This window comes from Flagellimonas sp., from assembly GCF_965215805.1.
Taxonomy (GTDB): domain Bacteria; phylum Bacteroidota; class Bacteroidia; order Flavobacteriales; family Flavobacteriaceae; genus Flagellimonas.
Map to the genome: position 1 here is coordinate 2,278,062 of NZ_OZ244124.1, position 19,714 is coordinate 2,297,775.

Annotated in this window: 19 protein-coding genes; 17 read left to right on the top strand and 2 right to left on the bottom strand. The window is 40.7% G+C overall.

Annotated elements, in window-relative coordinates; translation table 11 throughout:
• Nucleotides 1–315 precede the first annotated feature (315 nt).
• The 5 genes from ACOOE0_RS09990 to ACOOE0_RS10010 all read left to right on the top strand — a co-directional run bounded on the left by ACOOE0_RS09990 (nucleotide 316) and on the right by ACOOE0_RS10010 (nucleotide 5,101).
• Nucleotides 316–1,146 (top strand): prephenate dehydratase, encoded by an 831-nt coding sequence (locus ACOOE0_RS09990; protein ID WP_420398785.1) that lies wholly within the window; start codon nucleotides 316–318, stop codon nucleotides 1,144–1,146.
• Nucleotides 1,143–2,285, top strand: a complete 1,143-nt coding sequence (locus tag ACOOE0_RS09995; RefSeq protein ID WP_420398786.1) for a pyridoxal phosphate-dependent aminotransferase — start codon at nucleotides 1,143–1,145, stop codon at nucleotides 2,283–2,285. The genes ACOOE0_RS09990 and ACOOE0_RS09995 overlap by 4 nt, the downstream gene beginning before the upstream one ends.
• Nucleotides 2,286–2,342: 57 nt before the next feature.
• Entirely contained in the window at nucleotides 2,343–3,203 is an 861-nt protein-coding gene (locus tag ACOOE0_RS10000) for a prephenate dehydrogenase (RefSeq protein ID WP_420398787.1), read from the top strand.
• Between the two features lie 8 nt (nucleotides 3,204–3,211).
• Nucleotides 3,212–4,294 (top strand): chorismate mutase, encoded by a 1,083-nt coding sequence (locus tag ACOOE0_RS10005; RefSeq protein WP_420398788.1) that lies wholly within the window; start codon nucleotides 3,212–3,214, stop codon nucleotides 4,292–4,294.
• 132 nt (nucleotides 4,295–4,426) lie between these two features.
• The gene (locus ACOOE0_RS10010; protein WP_420398789.1) at nucleotides 4,427–5,101 is read left to right on the top strand and encodes a head GIN domain-containing protein; all 675 of its coding nucleotides are present in this window, start codon (nucleotides 4,427–4,429) and stop codon (nucleotides 5,099–5,101) included.
• A gap of 65 nt (nucleotides 5,102–5,166) precedes the next feature.
• On the opposite strand, the gene ACOOE0_RS10015 is transcribed toward ACOOE0_RS10010, so the two are convergent.
• Together ACOOE0_RS10015 and ACOOE0_RS10020 are read right to left on the bottom strand one after the other, a co-directional pair.
• Nucleotides 5,167–5,607, bottom strand: a complete 441-nt coding sequence (locus ACOOE0_RS10015) for a hypothetical protein (RefSeq protein WP_420398790.1) — start codon at nucleotides 5,605–5,607, stop codon at nucleotides 5,167–5,169.
• A gap of 107 nt (nucleotides 5,608–5,714) precedes the next feature.
• Nucleotides 5,715–6,155, bottom strand: a complete 441-nt coding sequence (locus ACOOE0_RS10020) for a hypothetical protein (protein ID WP_420398791.1) — start codon at nucleotides 6,153–6,155, stop codon at nucleotides 5,715–5,717.
• A 92-nt stretch (nucleotides 6,156–6,247) separates the two neighbouring features.
• On the opposite strand from ACOOE0_RS10020, the gene rsgA reads away from it, so the two are divergent.
• The 12 genes from rsgA (at nucleotide 6,248) to ACOOE0_RS10080 (ending at nucleotide 19,687) form a co-directional block, all read left to right on the top strand.
• Nucleotides 6,248–7,198: a ribosome small subunit-dependent GTPase A gene (gene rsgA, locus ACOOE0_RS10025; RefSeq protein ID WP_420398792.1), complete on the top strand. Its 951-nt coding sequence runs from the start codon at nucleotides 6,248–6,250 to the stop codon at nucleotides 7,196–7,198.
• Entirely contained in the window at nucleotides 7,199–7,651 is a 453-nt protein-coding gene (dtd, locus tag ACOOE0_RS10030; protein ID WP_420398793.1) for a D-aminoacyl-tRNA deacylase, read from the top strand.
• 81 nt (nucleotides 7,652–7,732) lie between these two features.
• A complete protein-coding gene (locus ACOOE0_RS10035) occupies nucleotides 7,733–9,640 on the top strand; it encodes a DUF3857 domain-containing protein (RefSeq protein WP_420398794.1) in 1,908 nt (635 codons plus the stop codon).
• Nucleotide 9,641: 1 nt separating this feature from the next.
• Nucleotides 9,642–11,585, top strand: a complete 1,944-nt coding sequence (locus ACOOE0_RS10040) for a transglutaminase domain-containing protein (protein WP_420398795.1) — start codon at nucleotides 9,642–9,644, stop codon at nucleotides 11,583–11,585.
• Between the two features lie 3 nt (nucleotides 11,586–11,588).
• Complete coding sequence (locus tag ACOOE0_RS10045; RefSeq protein ID WP_420398796.1) at nucleotides 11,589–11,915, top strand: nucleotide pyrophosphohydrolase; 327 nt, start codon at nucleotides 11,589–11,591, stop codon at nucleotides 11,913–11,915.
• 69 nt (nucleotides 11,916–11,984) lie between these two features.
• Nucleotides 11,985–13,214 carry a 3-phosphoshikimate 1-carboxyvinyltransferase gene (locus ACOOE0_RS10050; protein WP_420398797.1) on the top strand — a complete coding sequence of 410 codons (1,230 nt, stop codon included), beginning with the start codon at nucleotides 11,985–11,987 and terminating at the stop codon, nucleotides 13,212–13,214.
• An 86-nt stretch (nucleotides 13,215–13,300) separates the two neighbouring features.
• Nucleotides 13,301–14,350 carry a tRNA preQ1(34) S-adenosylmethionine ribosyltransferase-isomerase QueA gene (queA, locus tag ACOOE0_RS10055; RefSeq protein WP_420398798.1) on the top strand — a complete coding sequence of 350 codons (1,050 nt, stop codon included), beginning with the start codon at nucleotides 13,301–13,303 and terminating at the stop codon, nucleotides 14,348–14,350.
• A gap of 91 nt (nucleotides 14,351–14,441) precedes the next feature.
• Entirely contained in the window at nucleotides 14,442–15,482 is a 1,041-nt protein-coding gene (gene rlmN, locus ACOOE0_RS10060) for a 23S rRNA (adenine(2503)-C(2))-methyltransferase RlmN (RefSeq protein WP_420398799.1), read from the top strand.
• 308 nt (nucleotides 15,483–15,790) lie between these two features.
• Complete coding sequence (locus ACOOE0_RS10065) at nucleotides 15,791–16,768, top strand: polyprenyl synthetase family protein (RefSeq protein WP_420398800.1); 978 nt, start codon at nucleotides 15,791–15,793, stop codon at nucleotides 16,766–16,768.
• A gap of 454 nt (nucleotides 16,769–17,222) precedes the next feature.
• On the top strand, nucleotides 17,223–17,792 hold the full coding sequence (locus ACOOE0_RS10070; protein ID WP_420398801.1) for an RNA polymerase sigma factor: 570 nt from the start codon (nucleotides 17,223–17,225) through the stop codon (nucleotides 17,790–17,792).
• A gap of 8 nt (nucleotides 17,793–17,800) precedes the next feature.
• Entirely contained in the window at nucleotides 17,801–18,526 is a 726-nt protein-coding gene (locus ACOOE0_RS10075; RefSeq protein WP_420398802.1) for a hypothetical protein, read from the top strand.
• A gap of 90 nt (nucleotides 18,527–18,616) precedes the next feature.
• Nucleotides 18,617–19,687 (top strand): coiled-coil domain-containing protein, encoded by a 1,071-nt coding sequence (locus ACOOE0_RS10080; RefSeq protein ID WP_420398803.1) that lies wholly within the window; start codon nucleotides 18,617–18,619, stop codon nucleotides 19,685–19,687.
• The last annotated feature ends 27 nt before the right edge of the window (nucleotides 19,688–19,714 follow it).

The window sequence follows — 19,714 nt, forward strand, 5'->3', positions numbered from 1 at the left end:
AGCTTTAGATAGATTCCCATAAACCCTTATTTGATAAATCCCAATATTGAATATTCATAAAGAAAGGGGGATTTGAGCGAGTAAAATTCAAAAAAAGAAGGAGTTCAACAAAAAATCAAAAAAAATTTATGATCTGCTACCCATTTTCATATGAATACCTATCTTAGCCCAAGATTTTTGAAAAATGACAAAGACGTATTTCTGGAACGGTTTTTATTTCTACTTCTTTTTTAAGAGAAGTATGGGACTGTTCTAGGTGTACGAAAAGTATATAAAATAGATAAAGTCCCGTTTTACCGGGACTTTTTTTTTACCATGAATTTAAAAGTAGCTATTCAGGGAATTAAGGGGTCTAACCATCATCAAGTGGCCAAGGAGTACTTCGGGGAGCAAATTGAGCTGGTGGAATGTCTTTCATTTGATACCATGATCGACCACCTGTGCCAAGGCACCGCCGACAAAGGGATTATGGCCATTGAAAATTCCATCGCGGGATCTATTATTCCCAACTACAATTTGGTGTACCACAATAACATTCATATAATTGGTGAGCATTATTTAAGCATTCACCACAATCTAATGGCGCTTAAGGGCACGGCCATTGAGGATGTGGAGGAAGTTAGGTCGCATCCCATGGCTTTGCTTCAGTGTAAGACCTTTTTAAAACAGTACCCACATATCAAATTGGTGGAAGATGTGGACACGGCTGAAACTGCAAAACGTATCAGGGATAATCAATTGAGCAAGGTCGCGGCCATTGCTCCAAAAGTAGCTGCAGATTTATATGATTTGGATATCATCGCCCCAGAAATCCAGACCATTAAAAATAATGCCACTAGGTTTATCATCCTCAAGAAAAAGAATAAAGTATTGCCCAAAGAAGCAATCAACAAAGCCTCTTTACGATTTATTACCGATCATAAACGCGGAAGTTTGGCTACGGTGTTGAACGTGATGAGTGATTGCAACCTTAACCTGACCAAGATACAATCCTTGCCCGTGATAGAAACGCCTTGGAAATATGCCTTTTTTGTGGATGTCACTTTTGAGGCCTATGATCATTTTGCCAAGGCGAAATCCTTGTTGGAGATCATGTCCGAAGATTTCAGGTTGTTGGGAGAATATAAAAATGCATTGTTGCCATGATTACAGCAGATAGGTTGCAAACAGTCCAGGAATACTACTTTTCTAGAAAGCTTAGGGAAGTAAGAGGGATGATCAAAGAGGGGAAGCCCATTATAAATATGGGTATAGGAAGTCCTGATTTGGCTCCGTCTCCAGAGGTTTTGGAAACACTTAAGGATGCCATTACCGATACTGGGGCACATCAGTATCAGAGCTACCAAGGGTTGCCGGAACTACGGTTGGCCATTGCCGATTTCTATCAAGAAAAGTTTGGGGTGCAGGTAGATGAGGCCAATGAAATTCTTCCTTTGATGGGATCTAAGGAAGGCATTATGCACATAGGTCTTGCCTTTTTGAATGAAGGGGATGAAGTTTTATTGCCCAATCCGGGATATCCTACCTATACCTCGGTTACCAAACTGATTGGTGCAATACCCAAATCATATGACCTAAAGGAAGAAAATGGATGGTTTCCGGATTTGGAGGCTTTGGCCCAAAGGGATTTATCCAAAGTGAAACTAATGTGGGTAAGCTACCCACATATGCCAACAGGGGCCACAGCCAGTCTAGAGAAACTTTTGGCCTTAGTGAATTTTGCAAAGGAGCATGAAATACTATTGGTCAATGATAATCCATACAGTTTTGTATTGTCCAAGAACCCAACCAGTATTTTGTCCATTCCAGGAGCCAAGGATTGCGCTTTGGAACTGAACAGTTTAAGCAAAACCTTCAACATGGCCGGTTGGCGCGTGGGGATGGTATTGGGAAACCAAGCGCATATTAATGCGGTACTAAAAGTGAAGAGCAATATGGATTCAGGAATGTTCTACGGTATCCAAAAAGGGGCTATAGCTGCATTGCAAAGTGGACAAGAATGGTTCAAGGCTTTGGATGAGGTGTATACAAAAAGAAGGGAACTGATGTTCCAACTGGTGGAAAAACTGGGGTGTTCCTATGATAGAAATGCTGTAGGAATTTTTGTTTGGGCCAAATTACCTGAAGGTTCCGTTCCTTCGGAAGAATTTATAGATCAAGTGTTGAACGACAAGCACATCTTTATTGCGCCTGGAACCATTTTTGGGAGTAATGGAGAAGGATACATTCGTTTTTCCCTTTGCGTGAAAGAAGAAAAAATTAAAGAAGCTATCAATAGATTTTAAACAGAAGATGAAGTCAACAAACTCACATCTCAGCGTTCAAATCCCAAATTCAGTGGTATGCAACTAGTTGTCATTGGAATTGGGTTGATTGGGGGCTCTTTTGCCAAGGATGTCAAAAAAATGCATCCAGATACCCATATTGTTGGAATTGATAAAAACGAATCCCATTTGGATCAAGCCCTGGAATTGGGAATCATAGATCAAAAAGGGGGGTACGATACTTTGGCCTCAGCCGAGGTGGTTTATGTAAGTATCCCGGTTAACGCTTTAACGGAAGAACTGCCAAAGATTTTGGACGCCGTGGATGATGATACGGTGGTCATTGATGCAGGATCAACCAAAGGACTAATCTGTGAAGCAGTCAAAGACCATCCTAAAAGAAGAAATTACTTGGCTTGTCACCCAATTGCCGGTACTGAGTTTTCCGGACCTTCTGCCGCCATAAATGGTTTGTACGAAAGCAAGACAAATATAATCTGCGAAGTGGAAAAAACTGCTTTCAAGCTTCAAGAACGGGCATTGGAACTTTTCCAGGAGATGAAAATGCGCATTCGGTACATGAATCCGCAAGCGCATGATAAACACATAGCTTACGTCTCCCATTTATCACATATAAGCTCGTTTATGTTGGGAAAAACGGTTATTGAGAAAGAAAAAAATGAGCGTGATATTTTTGACCTCGCGGGTAGTGGATTTGAGAGTACTGTCCGTTTGGCCAAGAGTTCACCAGACATGTGGACCCCCATCTTTGAACAGAATAAAGAGAATGTGGTGGAGTCGCTGGAAGAGTATATCCAAAATTTGGAAACCTTTAAGCAGCTGCTCTTGGACAACGAGTTTGAGGATGTCCATCAGGAAATGAACAATACCAATAGAATAAAACAAATATTAAAAGGAATACCCCTCACAAAAAGTTAGAACTGATTATGGAAAACAATAAAGAAATGAGAAAATGGCTGGATGACCTGGATTTACCGCATCCATTGGTAATTGCCGGACCCTGTAGTGCTGAAACAGAAGAACAGGTGTTAAAAATTGCCCACGATTTGAAGGATACCGATGTTAACTACTACAGGGCAGGTATCTGGAAGCCAAGGACGCGCCCAGGAAATTTTGAAGGAGTGGGGGCCATAGGCCTAAAGTGGCTTCAGAAAGTCAAGGAAGAAACAGGTTTGAAAACAGCCACCGAAGTGGCCAATAGGGCTCATGTAGACCTTGCATTGGAACACGATGTGGATTTGCTTTGGATTGGAGCTCGATCAACCGTAAGCCCGTTCATCGTGCAGGAAATTGCAGACGCTTTGGAAGGAACGGACAAGGTTGTTTTGATCAAAAATCCGGTTAATCCCGATTTATCCTTGTGGCTGGGTGCGGTGGAAAGATTGTATTCTGCTGACATCAAGAAATTAGGAGTGATCCATAGAGGATTTTCAACCTATGAAAAAACGAAGTACAGAAATATCCCGGAATGGCAAATGGCCATTGAACTGCAGTCCAAGTTTCCGGATTTGCCCATCATCAATGACCCAAGCCATATCACTGGGAAACGCGATATGATTTTTGATGTATCGCAAACCGCCCTTGATCTTAATTTTGATGGCTTGATGATCGAGACACATCATGATCCTGATAGTGCATGGAGTGATGCAGCGCAGCAGGTAACACCGGCTGCTTTGGTGCAGATTATGAAAGACCTTCGCATTAGAAAAGAAACTGACCAAGAAGCTGAATACAATAGCAAATTGAGCAATTTGAGGGCCCAAATCGATGTAATCGACAATCAATTGATTGATATTCTTGGAAAGCGCATGAAAGTTTCAGACGGAATCGGAGAGCTTAAGAAGCAAAGGAATGTAGCTGTTCTGCAGTCCAACAGATGGAACGCCATTTTGGGCAAGATGATTTTGGAAGGCGAGTCGCAAGGACTTAGCGAGGAATTTGTTTTGAGAATGTTCAAGGCCATCCACCAAGAATCCATTAATCACCAAGAGAAGATTATCAACGCATAGCGTTTAAAACCAATCGGATAAAGTGCCATTTGAACCGGGGATACTACCCTTGGGCAAATGGCATTTTTTTTATGTGTTAACTGTAACAATCTCCAAAATGGATTATCTTTTAGAAAGTTAACACCAATAGTCATGAAAAAACTGCTACTACTCAGTCTTATCCTTTCATCTTCAGTTCTTTTTGCACAGCGTACCATTGATACCGAAGTTGGGGAGTTCAATGAAATAAAGGTTTTTGACCTTATCGAAGTCAACTTGATCCAATCCGATGAGAACAGAATTGTGATCAAAGGAAGAAATGTGGACGACATCAAATGGATGAACAAGAATGGCGTTCTAAAACTCAGAATGCAGTTGGATATGAAATTCACGGGCGAGGATACCTTCATTGAGGTGTACTACACCAATTTGGATGTCATTGACGGGAATGAAGGAGCCCAAATCACCTGCAACGAACTTGTTACAAAGAACAACCTGGAATTAAGGGCTCAGGAAGGCGCAAGGATACGAATAGGAATGGATGTAGAAAATGTGGACATCAGAGCGGTGACCGGTGGTATTGTGGAAGCAACAGGATTGGCAAATAATCAGTCCATTGTCTTAAATACGGGAGGTATTTTTGATGGAAGAGATCTACGCACTTCCAATACGGACATTAAGATTTCCGCTGGAGGTGAAGCGGATGTTTTTGCTTCGGAAGTTGTGGATATCAGTGTTCGTGCCGGAGGTGATGTAAACGTATACGGAAAACCCAAAAGGGTATATAAGAATACCTTTGCCGGTGGAAGAATTCACGTTGTGGATTAGCTAGATTAGTATAAAAGGAAAAGCCCAGTGAGAATACACTGGGCTTTTCTTTTGGATTGAACTTTCTATTTTTTAAAGATGTAACGGGTAATAAAGATACCTTGATGGTCATCTTCCCCTGCGTTGCTCTCAACGGCACTGCTTACAAAGGCCAATTCCCAACCGTTGGCCACCATATCGTTCATCATGGAGGTCAACATGGCGTCATTGGCAGCAATGTTCTGAAAGCGGATGCCACCGAGGTTAAAGAAGTTAAGAAGTTTGGTTTCCTCAAAATTTTTCACACGAATGTTTCCTCTTTTGGATTTATTTCGGGTGTTGTCCTCGGCAGTTTGTACGCTGGTATATTCCTTGTAATCCTTGTCTTCCAATGCGTTGATGATCCGCGAGCGACCAAGCCCACTGGGGATTATGGATTCCACACTGGTAATTACCTTGTATTCCTGGGCGGAAAGACCAAAATTTATTCCTAAGGCCATCCCGATAATGATAAATGCTTTTTTCATAATGTCTTAATTTATTCTGCTCTAAAGACAAGATGAAATAACCAAGGGTTGCATCTATAAAAAAAGCCCTTGGATTTCCAAGGGCTTTCAAATACACCGTAGGTGTTTTATTTTCTAAAAATATATCGAGTAATAAAAATACCCTGTCCATCTCCTTTACCACCTTCACTTTCCACTGCACTGTTCACAAAGGCCAGTTCCCATCCATCAGCAATCATGCTATTGATCATGGAAGTAATTAGCGCATCGTTGGCTGCAATGTTCTGAAAACGGATACCGCCCAAGTTGTAGAAGTTCAACAGTTTGGTTTCCTCAAAGTTCTTTACACGGATATCTCCACGCTTGGATTTGTTTCTGGTATTATCCTCTTCGGTCTGTACACTGGTGTACTCCCTGTAATCCTTGTCTTCAAGGGCATTTACAATTCGAGAACGTCCAAGACCGTTAGGAACAATGGATTCTACACTGGTGATTACCTTGTACTGTTGTGCGTTCATTTCAAAGGTTGCGGCCAGTGCAATAAAAGCGATAAATAAGATTTTTTTCATAATTGGATTGATTATAGTTAATACTGTACACAAAGATATACGTGCCAATGGGAGGATTATTGTTTCTTTGTACTGAAAATATGAACAAATAAGTGCAAGGAACTGTTTATAAATCCACTGGGAGTTGGTACACCGTGAAATCGGAAGATGCTGATTTTTACGAGTGTAGGATAAAAGGCAAGTTCCGAATCAAAGGGATTAAGAGCACAAACCCCGTTGCCGTAGGGGATGAAGTTGTCTTTGATTTGCAAAAAATTGGGGATGAGACCGTTGCGGTGATTTCCGAAATAAAGGAACGAAAGAATTATATCATTCGTAAATCGGTAAACCTCTCCAAACAAACGCATATTATTGCCACAAACCTGGATCAGGTTTTTTTGTTGATTACCCTCAACAATCCCCCAACATTTACAAGTTTTATAGACCGATTTTTGGTCACTGCGGAAGCTTATGATATTCCCGTGGTATTGCTTTTCAATAAAATGGACGGCTATGATGAGGACGAGATGGTGGAAGTGAATTATTTGGTGCAGCTCTATAGAAGCATTGGGTACCCATGTCTGGAGATCGCTGCCAAAGAAGGCACCAATGTTGAACAAGTCAGGGAATTGATGTTGGACAAAACCAGTATGTTCGCGGGTCATTCCGGGGTGGGAAAATCAACCTTGGTCAATGCGCTGGAACCGGGATTGAAGTTAAAAACAGCAGAGATTTCGGAGCAACATCTACAAGGACAGCACACTACCACCTTTGCAGAGATGTACGATTTGTCATTTGGGGCAAGAATTATTGATACTCCTGGAATAAAAGGGTTCGGCATTGTGGATATGGAAGAAGATGAGATTGGAGATTATTTCCCTGAGTTTTTCAAGCTAAAGTCTGAATGCAAGTTCAATAATTGCCTCCATCTGGACGAACCCAAATGTGCCATAAAAAATGCCTTGGAAAACAATGAACTGGCCTGGAGCAGGTATAGAAGTTATGTGCAAATGATTACGGGCGAGGAAGAGAATTACAGAACCGATATCTATAAAGAGCGATAATTGAGAGCAGTAATCCAAAGGGTCTCCGAGGCCAGTGTAACGGTTGAAGGTAAAGTGGTATCCAAAATTGATCATGGGCTTTTGGTGCTACTTGGAATTGAGGATGCGGATGACGACTCGGATATACAATGGTTGGCCAAAAAGATTGCCAACCTCAGAATCTTTAACGATGCCGACGGGGTTATGAACCGTTCCGTACTGGACGAAAAAGGAGAGGCTATTGTGGTGAGTCAGTTTACACTGCATGCCATGACCAAAAAAGGGAATAGACCCTCTTATATTAAAGCCTCCAAGCCTGATATCGCCGTTCCTTTGTACGAAAAATTTGTGCAACGCATGGAACTGGAACTTGGCAAGAAAGTGGGGACTGGTGTATTTGGCGCTGATATGAAAGTGGACTTGCGCAATGATGGCCCTGTTACCATCATAATCGATACAAAGAACAAAGAATAGTGTGCTTTTATCGATTAGTATTTTTCAGTTTGTAGGAAAATTGGCATCTTAGCGGCGACTAAATCAACCTACTGTCTTTTGATGCGAATTCTTACTTTCCTACTTGCCTTCCTAAGTTTTTCTTTTTTATTTTCCCAAGAATCGGACTTGTCCATGTCCTCTATAAATCAGGACTTGCTTGAAGGTGCAAATGCAGTTGTTAGAAACCATCAAATGCATGTTAGGCTGATTTCCTTAAGGGACATGGAAGTAGATTATGAACGTACCATTACCGTACTAAATGAGAATGGGAATATCCACACCAATTTATTTGTAAGCTATAATAACGGCATACATGTAAAAAACGCATACGCAGAAGTTTATAATAAGTCTGGGGAGCTTATAAAAAAAATCAAAAAGAAGGATTTTTTGGATGTCAGCGCCGTAGATGGTGGAACTTTGTATTCAGATTCCAGGGTTCTATATACCGGATATTTACCTGTGGAATACCCATATACCATAAAATTCCAATATCAAATAAAAACGGATAACACCGGTACCGTTCCTTCGTGGTCATTCGTTGATAATTTTTTGGTAAGTACAGAAACTTCCACCTACGCCATTGAATATGCCGATCCATCATTAAAACCTAGCATTCTAGAAAAGAACCTGGATAATTTTCCGGTTAATGTAAGCAAATTGGAAAATGGCATTTCCTACAAAGCCAAAAACATAAAAGCCTTTAAAGATGAAAGCCTAAGGCCATCGGGGCATAAGATTTTCCCCCAACTTGTTGTAAGTCCGATTAATTTCCACTACGAGGGTTACAATGCATATATCAATAACTGGACTGATCTTGGCAACTGGATGAACAATAATTTGTTGAAAGACCAAGATGAGCTAGACCCCTCAACGATTGCTAAAATCAAAAATTTAGTGCAGGGTTATGATGATGTCTTGGAAAAAGCAAAAAAGGTTTATGAATATGTTCAGCAGAATACAAGATACATCAGCGTACAAATAGGAATCGGGGGACTTAAACCAATAAGCGCCATCGAGGTGGATAGATTGAAATACGGGGATTGTAAGGGATTGGCAAATTATACAAAAGCACTTTTAAGCGCTGCGGGGGTCCGATCTTACTATGTTCATGTTGAAGCTGGATCGGAAAAAGTGGATTTTGAGCCAGACATTGCCTCTTTGAGCCAGGGGAACCATGTAATATTGGCCATACCCCATGACGGTAATTATTATTGGATAGATTGTACATCCCAAGTTCATCCGTTTGGCTTTTTGGGAGATTTCACGGATGATCGGACTGTATTGGTCATGAAACCGGATGGCGGGGAAATTGCTCGTACCGTATCATACATCAATGAAGAAAATTTGCAGCGGACCACAGGTCATTTTCAATTGAATGAGCAAGGAGATTTTTATGGTAATGTTCAAATAGAAACCAAAGGCATTCAATATGATCAACATTTTGGATTGCAGCGGAGTTCCAAGACAGATATTGAAAAATACTACAAGCACTACTGGTCAAATATTGACAATCTAACTATTGAGCAATTTGAATTCAACAATGACAAGGAGAAGGTGATCTTTAAGGAAAAAGTAATCCTTAATTCTGTCAAATATGCTTCAAAGTCTGACAATAGATTGGTTTTTGTTGCCAATGCCCTGAACAATCCCCAAAATGTGCCCAGACGTTATAGAAACAGGAAGTTTCCCTTGGAGATTTCCAGAGGTTACTTGGATGAAGATGAATTTAAGATATCTATTCCTGAGAACTATAAAATTGAGTCATTGCCCAATTCGATTGATTTGGATACAAAATTTGGAAGTTATTCCCTAGGTTTTGAATCGGTGGGTGGAGAGATACTCGTGAAACGAAGGATACTGATCAAAAAAGGAACCTATTTGAGTTCCGATTATAACGCATATAGAAGTTTTAAAAGGAATGTTTCCAAAATGGATAATTCCAAAATAGTAATAATAAAAAAGTCCTAGAATGAATAGATTGTTTTGTGTTGCCTTGCTATTTCTTTTGTGTATTGCACAAGGAAATTCCCAAAAGTTGAAATTTGGAGAAATTTCCAATGAAGAATTGTTGGAAAAGGAGTATGAACATGACAAATCGGCTCACGCCGTTATTCTGTATAAGAATAGGGATACCTACATTCAATCCTCAGGTGGAACCAACCACTTAATTACGGAGATACATGAGCGTATCAAAATATATGATCAACAAGGTTTTGATTATGCCACCAAGGAGGTAAATCTGTTTAAGCAGAGACATGATGATGAAATGATAAAGAATATTAAGGCGGTTACCTATAATCTTGAAAACGGTAAAATTGTTGAAGCTGAGCTACGAAAGGATGAGATATTTAAGACCGAAGCAAGTTATAACTACAATCAGGTAAAGTTTACACTGCCCAATGTTAAAGAGGGATCGGTAATTGAATATTCCTATAGAGTGGTCTCACCTTTTATTTGGAACATTGATGAATTTCAGTTTCAATATGACATTCCTGTAAAAAGGCTTCGGGCCGAAATTAGAACTCCAAAGGGATTCAGGTTTAAACAAACCCCCAAAGGCTACTACAATGTTTTCCCAAAAACAACAACAAAAAGGGATAATAGAATAGGAATGGATGTGGTTATCAACACCTACAATCTTGAAAAAATGCCGGCACTTGAGGAGGAAAACTATGTGGATAACATCGACAATTATCGCGCTGGGGTGATTTTTGAGTTGGTTTCCATTGAATTACCGGGTTTTTATAGAAGCTATTCCAAATCCTGGGCAGACGTGGCCAAAACCATTGGAAATTCGGATGATTATAAAAACAAATTGGATAAGACCAAATCCTTCGATGATGAAATTGATTCCATAATCAGCCAAAACCCAACAAAGATTGAGAAGATGAATGCTATATTCAAGTATGTCAAAGATGAAATAACTTGGAATGGAATGGATGGCAAATACTTTTTCAATGGTATTAAAAAAACGTTGAAGGAGAAAAAAGGAAATGTTGCAGATATCAATTTACTTTTGGTGGCAATGCTTAGGTATGCAGGAATTGATGCCAATCCGGTAATCATAAGCACCAAGGACAATCTTGTTCCAATTTTTCCAACTATTGATCGATTGAATTATGTCTTGGCCTATGCCATTATCGATGAGCAAAAGTATTTTATGGATGCAACAGAGGAATTTAGCGATTTGAATGTACTCCCCATAAAAGATTACAATTGGAAAGGTATTCTAATTGATAACCACGATATGGTTTGGAAGCAGATTGATATTATGTCCCCAGGATCATCTTCCAATATGTATGCGTTGGATCTAAATGTTAATGAGGATGGAAGTTGTGAGGGCACATGCAAGGCAAGATTTGACAGACATAGTGCTCTTAGATTTCGAAAGGCTTATAAAGAGCAAGAACTGGAATCGTTTTTGACGGATAAGGAAAAAAAGCTCTCGGATATTGAAATCAATGACTATGAAGCAAAAAAAGTGGACACTTATAAAGGTGCAGTAAGTGAATCGTTTAACTTTTATAACGATTACGGAGCGGATGTGATTGATGACAAACTATACCTTAAACCTTTAGGCTTTCTTAGTTTGGAAGAAAATCCATTCAAAACAGAGTCCCGCGAGTATCCAGTGGATTTTGGATACCCGTTTAAGGATGTTTACATGGTGAATATTGGGATACCGGAAGGATATAAGGTAGATTTTATACCGGCTCCCACGGTAATGAACATGCCAGATAAAATGGGTTCCTTTAAATATATTGTGGCGCAAGAAGGGAATAAAATAACTGTTAGGGTTAATTTTGAAATAAATAGGGCCATGATTGCGGCTGTAACCTATCCTTATCTAAGGGAATTTTTTAAACAGGTAATTGCAAAAGAAGAAGAACAACTAGTTTTGTCCAAAATCTAGATTATGAATATCCAAAATGCCCAACAAGCGGTTGATGAATGGATCCAAAATCACGGGGTTCGCTATTTCAACGAGCTTACCAATATGGCCCAACTCACCGAGGAAGTTGGGGAGGTGGCCCGTATCATAGCAAGGCGTTACGGCGAACAAAGTGAAAAGGAGTCTGATAAGGATAAGGATTTAGGTGAGGAACTGGCAGATGTCCTGTTTGTGGTGCTCTGTTTGGCCAATCAAACTGGGGTGGACCTACAGGAGGCCTTCGACAAAAAGTTGGACTTGAAGGCCAAGCGTGACCATGATCGTCATCAGAATAACAAAAAGCTCAAATAAAGTTAGCCCTGTACAGGGACTTTAGGGGTGTTTTTTCTAGTTTTGGTCTTTCAACCAAACAGCTAGGCTTTGAAACTTAAACTGTCCTTTTCCCAAAGTAAAAAAATAGATAAATCCATTGCAGTTACAGGTTCCAAGAGTGAAACCAACAGGTCATTGCTCTTGCAGGCATTGTTTCCCAATGTGACTATAAAAAATTTATCCAACTCTGACGATGGCCAGGTCATGCAGAAGGGTTTGGCCACTTCTCACGGAGTGGTGGATATCCATCATGCCGGTACGGCCATGCGGTTTTTAACCGCCTATTTTGCTTCCCAAGAAGGAAAGGAGGTAGTGCTAACGGGTTCTCAGCGTATGCAGGAACGACCCATTAAGGTTTTGGTGGATGCATTACGGGATTTGGGTGCAGAAATATCCTATGAAAAAAATGAAGGATACCCACCCATTAAAATAACGGGAAAGACGTTGACCAAAAGTCGGGTTTCCTTACCTGCCAATATTAGTAGCCAGTATATTTCTGCCCTTCTTTTGATAGCTCCAAGTTTGGCCAATGGTCTGGAATTGGAACTTGTTGGTAAAATCACTTCGGTACCTTACATCAAAATGACATTGGGATTGTTGGAGCAAATAGGGGTGGAGACCAAGTTTGAAGGCAACCACATCCAAATTGCACCTAAGGAAAAGGTTGAAGACACTACTTTGGTCGTGGAATCCGATTGGAGCTCTGCCAGTTACTTCTATAGCATAGCTGCATTGTGCGATGTGGGAACCAAAATCCAGCTTTCAGCTTATAAGGAAAACTCTTTGCAGGGCGACAGTGTACTTGCTCAGATTTATCAGGATTTTGGCGTGAAAACAAGCTACTCTGACACCCGAATAACCCTGGAGAAAGTTCAAGAATGTAATTTGGAAACCGTTAACTACGATTTAGCCAATGCCCCTGACATTGCGCAGACCATTTCAGTGACCTGTTTTGGATTGGGTATGGGATGTCATTTGACCGGCTTGCACACCTTGCCTATTAAAGAAACAGATAGGTTGGGAGCCATGAAAACGGAATTGGAAAAAGTAGGGGCAAAAGTGGCCATAGATCATGAAAGTTTAACTCTAGAACCTTCCCAAAACATCATTTCCGATGTTGCTATAGACACCTACCACGACCACAGAATGGCGATGGCCTTTGGTCCTTTGGGCATGAAAACCACATTGATGGTCAATGAAGCGGAGGTGGTATCCAAGTCCTATCCAGATTATTGGAAGGATCTCGCAACCCTTGGTTTTAGGGTGGACACGCTGTAATTAACATTTAATCACCAAATTACTTGACATCCCCTATGTCGAGATTGTATATTTGCGCTCTTTAAAAATTTCCAAAAAAAGTCTACATGAAATTATCAAACTTCAACTTTGAATTACCTAAGGAATTATTGGCCGAATACCCTGCTGAAAATCGGGATGAGTCCAAACTCATGGTGATTCATAGGGAAACCGGTAAAATTGAGCACAAAATGTTCAAAGACCTTATCGATTATTTTGACGAGGGAGATGTAATGGTTTTGAACAACACCAAGGTTTTTCCAGCAAGACTTTATGGAAACAAAGAAAAGACCGGTGCAAGAATTGAAGTGTTTTTGTTGCGCGAATTAAATCAAGAGCAAAGACTTTGGGATGTTTTGGTTGATCCTGCCAGAAAGATTAGAATTGGAAACAAATTATATTTTGGGGAAGATGAAAGCTTGGTGGCTGAGGTTATCGACAACACTACCTCAAGGGGAAGAACATTGCGTTTCCTTTATGATGGATCATATACTGACTTTAGAAGGAAGCTTCGCGAGTTGGGAGAAACTCCGCTTCCCAAATACATAAAGAGAGATGTGGAGCCAGAGGATGAAGAGCGCTACCAGACCATCTATGCTAAGTACGAAGGAGCAGTGGCTGCTCCTACCGCAGGTTTGCACTTCTCTAAACATTTGTTGAAAAGATTGGAGATAAAAGGTATCGATTTTGCCGAGGTGACCCTGCATGTAGGACTGGGAACTTTCAATCCCGTTGAAGTAGAAGATTTGTCCAAGCACAAAATGGACAGCGAGGAATTGGTTATTGACGAAAAGGCAACGGAAGTGGTTAACAACGCCAAGACAAATAAAAGAAAGGTATGTGCTGTTGGAACAACAGTAATGCGCGGTTTGGAAAGTGCGGTTTCATCAGAACATTCATTGAACACCTTTGAAGGGTGGACAAACAAGTTTATTTTTCCTCCTTATGACTTCAGCATTGCCAATTGCATGATTACCAATTTCCATTTGCCAAAATCCACTCTTTTGATGATGGTTTCGGCATTTATTGGTCACGATTTGATGAAAAAAGCGTACAAACAGGCCATCTTGGAGCAGTATAGATTCTACTCCTACGGAGATGCCATGTTGGTCATCTAAAATAAAATAGTTCCTTGTCCAAAGGAACCTTAAGTAATTGATCCCGAGTAGTAGATTGCTTCTCGGGATTTTTCTTGACTATCTTTAAACGGTGGAAACCAAAAAAAAGGACATACGGGCATTGACCAAGGAACAACTGCGGGATTTCTTTGTTTCCCAAGGTGATAAGGCTTTCCGTGGGAATCAGGTGTACGAATGGCTTTGGCAAAAATCTGCGCATTCTTTTGATGCCATGACCAATATTTCCAAGGAAACACGGCAAATGTTGGAGGATCACTTTGTAATCAATCACATAAGGGTGGATCAAATGCAGCGTAGTTCGGATGGGACCATAAAAAATGCGGTCCGGTTGCATGATGGATTGGTAGTGGAGTCCGTGTTGATACCTACAGAGACTAGGACAACAGCTTGTGTTTCCAGCCAGGTAGGCTGCAGCTTGGATTGTAGATTTTGTGCAACTGCCCGCCTTAAAAGAATGCGTAATCTGAATCCTGATGAAATCTACGATCAAGTGGTGGCCATTGACAATGAAAGTCGATTGTATTTTGATCGCCCGTTAAGCAATATTGTTTTTATGGGGATGGGGGAACCCTTGATGAACTATAACAATGTGCTCAAGGCCATTGAAAAAATAACTTCCCCGGAAGGATTGGGTATGTCGCCAAAAAGAATTGTGGTGTCAACTTCAGGGGTGCCTAAAATGATCAAAAAAATGGCGGATGAAGAGGTGAAATTCAGCCTGGCGGTATCCTTACATTCAGCCATAGATGAAGTTCGAACTTCCATTATGCCCTTTAATGCCACTTTTCCTTTGAAAGATCTTAGGGAGGCCTTGGAATATTGGTATCAAAAAACAAAAAACCGAATTACGTACGAATATGTGGTCTGGAAGGGAATCAATGACACTCAAGAGGCTGTGGATGCCCTGGTCAAGTTTTGCCGATTTGCGCCTTCCAAGGTAAACCTTATCGAGTATAACCCCATTGATGATGGGGAGTTCCAACAAGCATCAGAAGCCGCTGTGGAAATGTATAAAAAGACATTGGAACGAAATGGGATTACGGTGACCGTTCGTCGCTCTAGGGGCAAGGATATTGATGCAGCATGCGGGCAATTGGCCAATAAGCAATAAGTGGTTAATAGTAAACAGTTGACAATTAGCAATTAGCAATTAACAGTTTGCTGTAAACAGTTAGTTTTAACTCATCACCCATCACCCATCACCCATCACCCATCACCAAACACCAAGCACCAAACATCCAACACTAAACACCAAACACCAAACATCCAACACCTTTAAATAGTAGTTTGTTGATAATTGTCAACGGTATTTTGTCGACGCTTTAAACCGCCCATCTTAAAACTTGGGGCATCCAGTGCTGAACTCTTTCATTTTCCCTACTTTTAGCGTCCAAAACCAAATTTGCTAACGTCTAAGTTTTGAAGGTAGTTTCACAAATTAGGGAACCTATTGAACGGGAGATGCAACTATTTGAGGAGAAGTTTCTCAAATCCATGTCCTCTAAGGTGGCACTGTTCAATAGAATTACCTTCTACATTGTGAACCGAAAAGGGAAGCAGATGCGACCCATGTTCGTTTTCTTGACCGCCAAGTTGATCAATGGGGGGAATGTCAACGAAAGAACCTATACTGGCGCCTCCATCATTGAATTGATCCATACCGCAAGTTTGGTCCACGATGATGTTGTGGATGACAGCCATAAACGAAGAGGTTTCTTCTCTATAAATGCGCTGTGGAAAAACAAGATTGCCGTCCTGGTTGGGGATTTCCTATTTTCCAAAGGAGTTTTAGTAGCCCTGGAGAACAAGAATTACGACCTTTTGCATATTATATCCAACGCAGTTCGGGATATGAGTGAGGGTGAGCTCCTTCAGATTGAAAAAGCGCGACTTTTGGATATCACCGAAGAAGTCTATTATGATATCATCAGGCAAAAAACAGCCACTCTGATTGCTGCCTGCTGCAGTATGGGGGCATGCTCGGTTAAACCGGATTCAGAAGAAGTGGAAACTTTTAGGCGGTTTGGGGAACTTTGCGGAATGGCCTTTCAGATAAAGGATGACCTGTTCGATTACGGGGAGGAGAAAATCGGAAAGCCAACCGGAATCGATATTAAGGAACAAAAAATGACCCTTCCGCTTATTTATGCCTTGAACCAAAGTGATAAAGACAAGAAACGTTGGCTTATAAATTCCATCAAAAAACACAACAAAAACAAGAAACGGGTAAAGGAAGTTATAGCCTATGTAAAGGAAATGGGAGGACTGGATTATGCCGTCACCAAAATGCTTGCTTTTAAGGACGAGGCGCTGGCCTTGCTTGATGAATACCCAGATTCTGAATACAAGAGTGCACTTACTTTGATGGTCAACTACGTTGTGGATCGTAAAAAATAGGTGATCCTAGTTTCAAGTTTCATGCCTTGATTAAAGGAAGGGAAAATGGAAAGTTAAAAACTGTCCTCTAGCATTTATTACGGATTAATTCCAACAATCCAACAATCTAATAATCCAGCTTTTAAAGTTCAAGTTCAAGCTCAAATACAAGTATCAAATTTTGGGACTGTGAAATGGAATTGAAAAAAGAAAATTAAAAATTGAAAACTGTTGGCCGTTAGCTGTAAACTGTCTATTGTCTGCCACTTTCTATTACTTCCATAAATCCAGCAATCCAACTATCCAAACACCAAGCAACAAATCCTATGTCTTGTATCTTGAATCTTGTATCTTGAATCCAACAATGGAATATATTTTGCTTGTTTATAGCTATTTGCAAATAAATCCTACCTAAAGGCAACCATTTTGAAAAGCGCCTCGTCTATCTTTATAACAAACTAAACGAGAACCACTGTTGAAAATCGTGTCATTATATACGAACGAGAAGCAACTGATCAAAAAGTCCATTTCTGGCGATTCCAATTGTCAGAAGTTGCTTTATGAAAAATTTGCTCCCAAAATGTTGGGCGTTTGCCGCCAGTACATAAAGGATGTGCAGTTTGCGGAGGATGTTATGGTCAGTGCGTTTGTGAAGGTTTTTCGCAATCTGGCTTCCTTTGAACACAGGGGAAGTTTTGAAGGATGGATTCGGAAAATAATGGTAAGAGAGAGTATTTCCTTTTTACGGAAAAAGCAATTCGTGGTTTATGATGATGAAGCCTATCAGCAGGCAGAAAAATCGGAAGAACAGTCCTCAATTTTGGACGTGGAATATGTACAGCAGCTGATAGATAATTTACCAGAGGGGTATAAAATGGTGTTTTTGTTATATGCCATTGAAGGTTACAAGCACCACGAAATAGCGGAAATGTTGCAGATATCCGAGGGTACTTCAAAATCGCAATTGTTCAAGGCTCGGAAAATGCTGCAGGAGAATTTAAAACTACAAGGAATGACTAGTCGAGCACAGTCTAGACAAACATAGAAGGAGTTATGGAGAAATTGGAAAAACATATCAAGGACAAACTGGGGAATCGGGAGATCAAGCCATCTCTAGGGGCTTGGGAGAAAATTTCAAGTCAATTGGATACACCTGTTACTACAAAGCCCAAGAGAAAATATGTATATGCTATTGCCGCTGGGTTTGTGGGTTTGCTTTTGGCATCCGTTTTCTTTTTTGCATCAGGTGAAAAACGTGAGCCTGCTCAGGTGGTTGATGAAAACTTGCATGTGCGTCCCGTAATCCCTGCCTTGGAAGGGCAAACAGAAATTGTGGATAAGAACGGAACGGAAGCTGTACTGGTGGTTACAGAAAATGGTACCGAAAACTTGCAAGAGCAAGGAGCGGAAAATCAACCTTTGAAATCCATGCCCTTGGATGAAACGGAAGTAGCCTCCAAGCAATCCATTCAAAGTGATTTAATACAAGAAACCGACCCCCTAATAGCCCAAAAAGTAAATGAAGTAATGGCTCAGGTTCAGCTTTTGGAATCAGTTAACGCCCAAGTGACCGACGCTGAAGTGGACTCGTTACTACGTGCTGCCCAGAGAGATATTCTAACCGAAAAATTGTTTGACGAAAGTGGCTCGGTAGATGCCATGGCCCTCCTAACCGAAGTTGAAGACGAACTGGATGCCTCTTTTAGAGATCAGATATTTGATGCACTCAAGGATGGGTATTTCAAATTACGAACCGCCGTGGCAGACAGAAACAACTAGAACTTATTCATCAATCAAAAATACCTTTTTAGTTTCCCGCTCCTGGAATAGTCCGGGAGGGGAGATTAGGAGGGGCAAATCAAAACAATCATGAGAACAATTACTTTTTACCTGGCAGCATTTGTATTGTTGTTGCTATCACAAAACCTGATGGCACAAGAACCTTATCAGCAAAAAATTGAAGATTTAAGGGAAAAGAAGGAAAAAATAACCCAACAGGAAAAGGATGCGCTAAAAGAGGAGGTAGAAAACATCAATAGGAGATTGGAACGGGGAGATTTGAGTGCGGAAGAAGCTAAAGTGCTAAAGGCAGAGGCCGCAAAAAAGAGAGCACTGAACATTGAAAATAGGGTAGCCATAATAGACCATCAAATTTCACTTTTGGAGCGAAATCAAGGGGAAACCTTGACCATTGCCGATGAACGGGACCGATGGGACGACGAAGACGGCTTTTCAATTCGAATTGATGGGGAACCTATTTTCTTTACCAATTCCAGAAGATGGAAAGATGATATTAAATATGATCGAAGAACCTATTCCGATCCAGTATTTGCCATTGGACTTAACAATGCCTTGATTGATGGCCAATCATTGGATGATTCCCCATATAAGGTTGGAGGTAGTCGCTTTTTTGAAATGGGTTGGCAATGGCGGACACGCGTTTTTAAGCATACCAATTGGTTGCGCTTCAATTATGGTTTTTCATTTCAGTTTAATGGTTTAAAACCGGATGACAATCAGATTTTTGTCCAAAATGGAGATCAGACGGTTTTGGAGGAATTTGAGTTTGAATTGGACAAATCCAAGCTTCGGATGGATAATCTGGTCTTTCCTGTACATTTTGAATTTGGACCTTCCCGTTTTCGGGAAACCGAAAAAAGCATCCGATATTCCATTCAAAACCAATTCCGGATGGGCGTTGGTGGCTATGGGGGATTTAACCTGGGAACGCGGCAGAAGCTCAAATATTCACGCGATGGAGAAAATGTAAAAGACAAATTTAAGCGGGATTACAATACCAGCGATTTGATATACGGAATTAGCGGGTATGTTGGCTTCGATGAGATTCTTCTTTATGTAAAATATGACTTGAATCCCATTTTTAAGGATGCGGATGTGGAACAACATAATATTTCCCTGGGCCTAAGGTTTGATTTATAACCAACTGTCAATTCGAGCGCAGTCGAG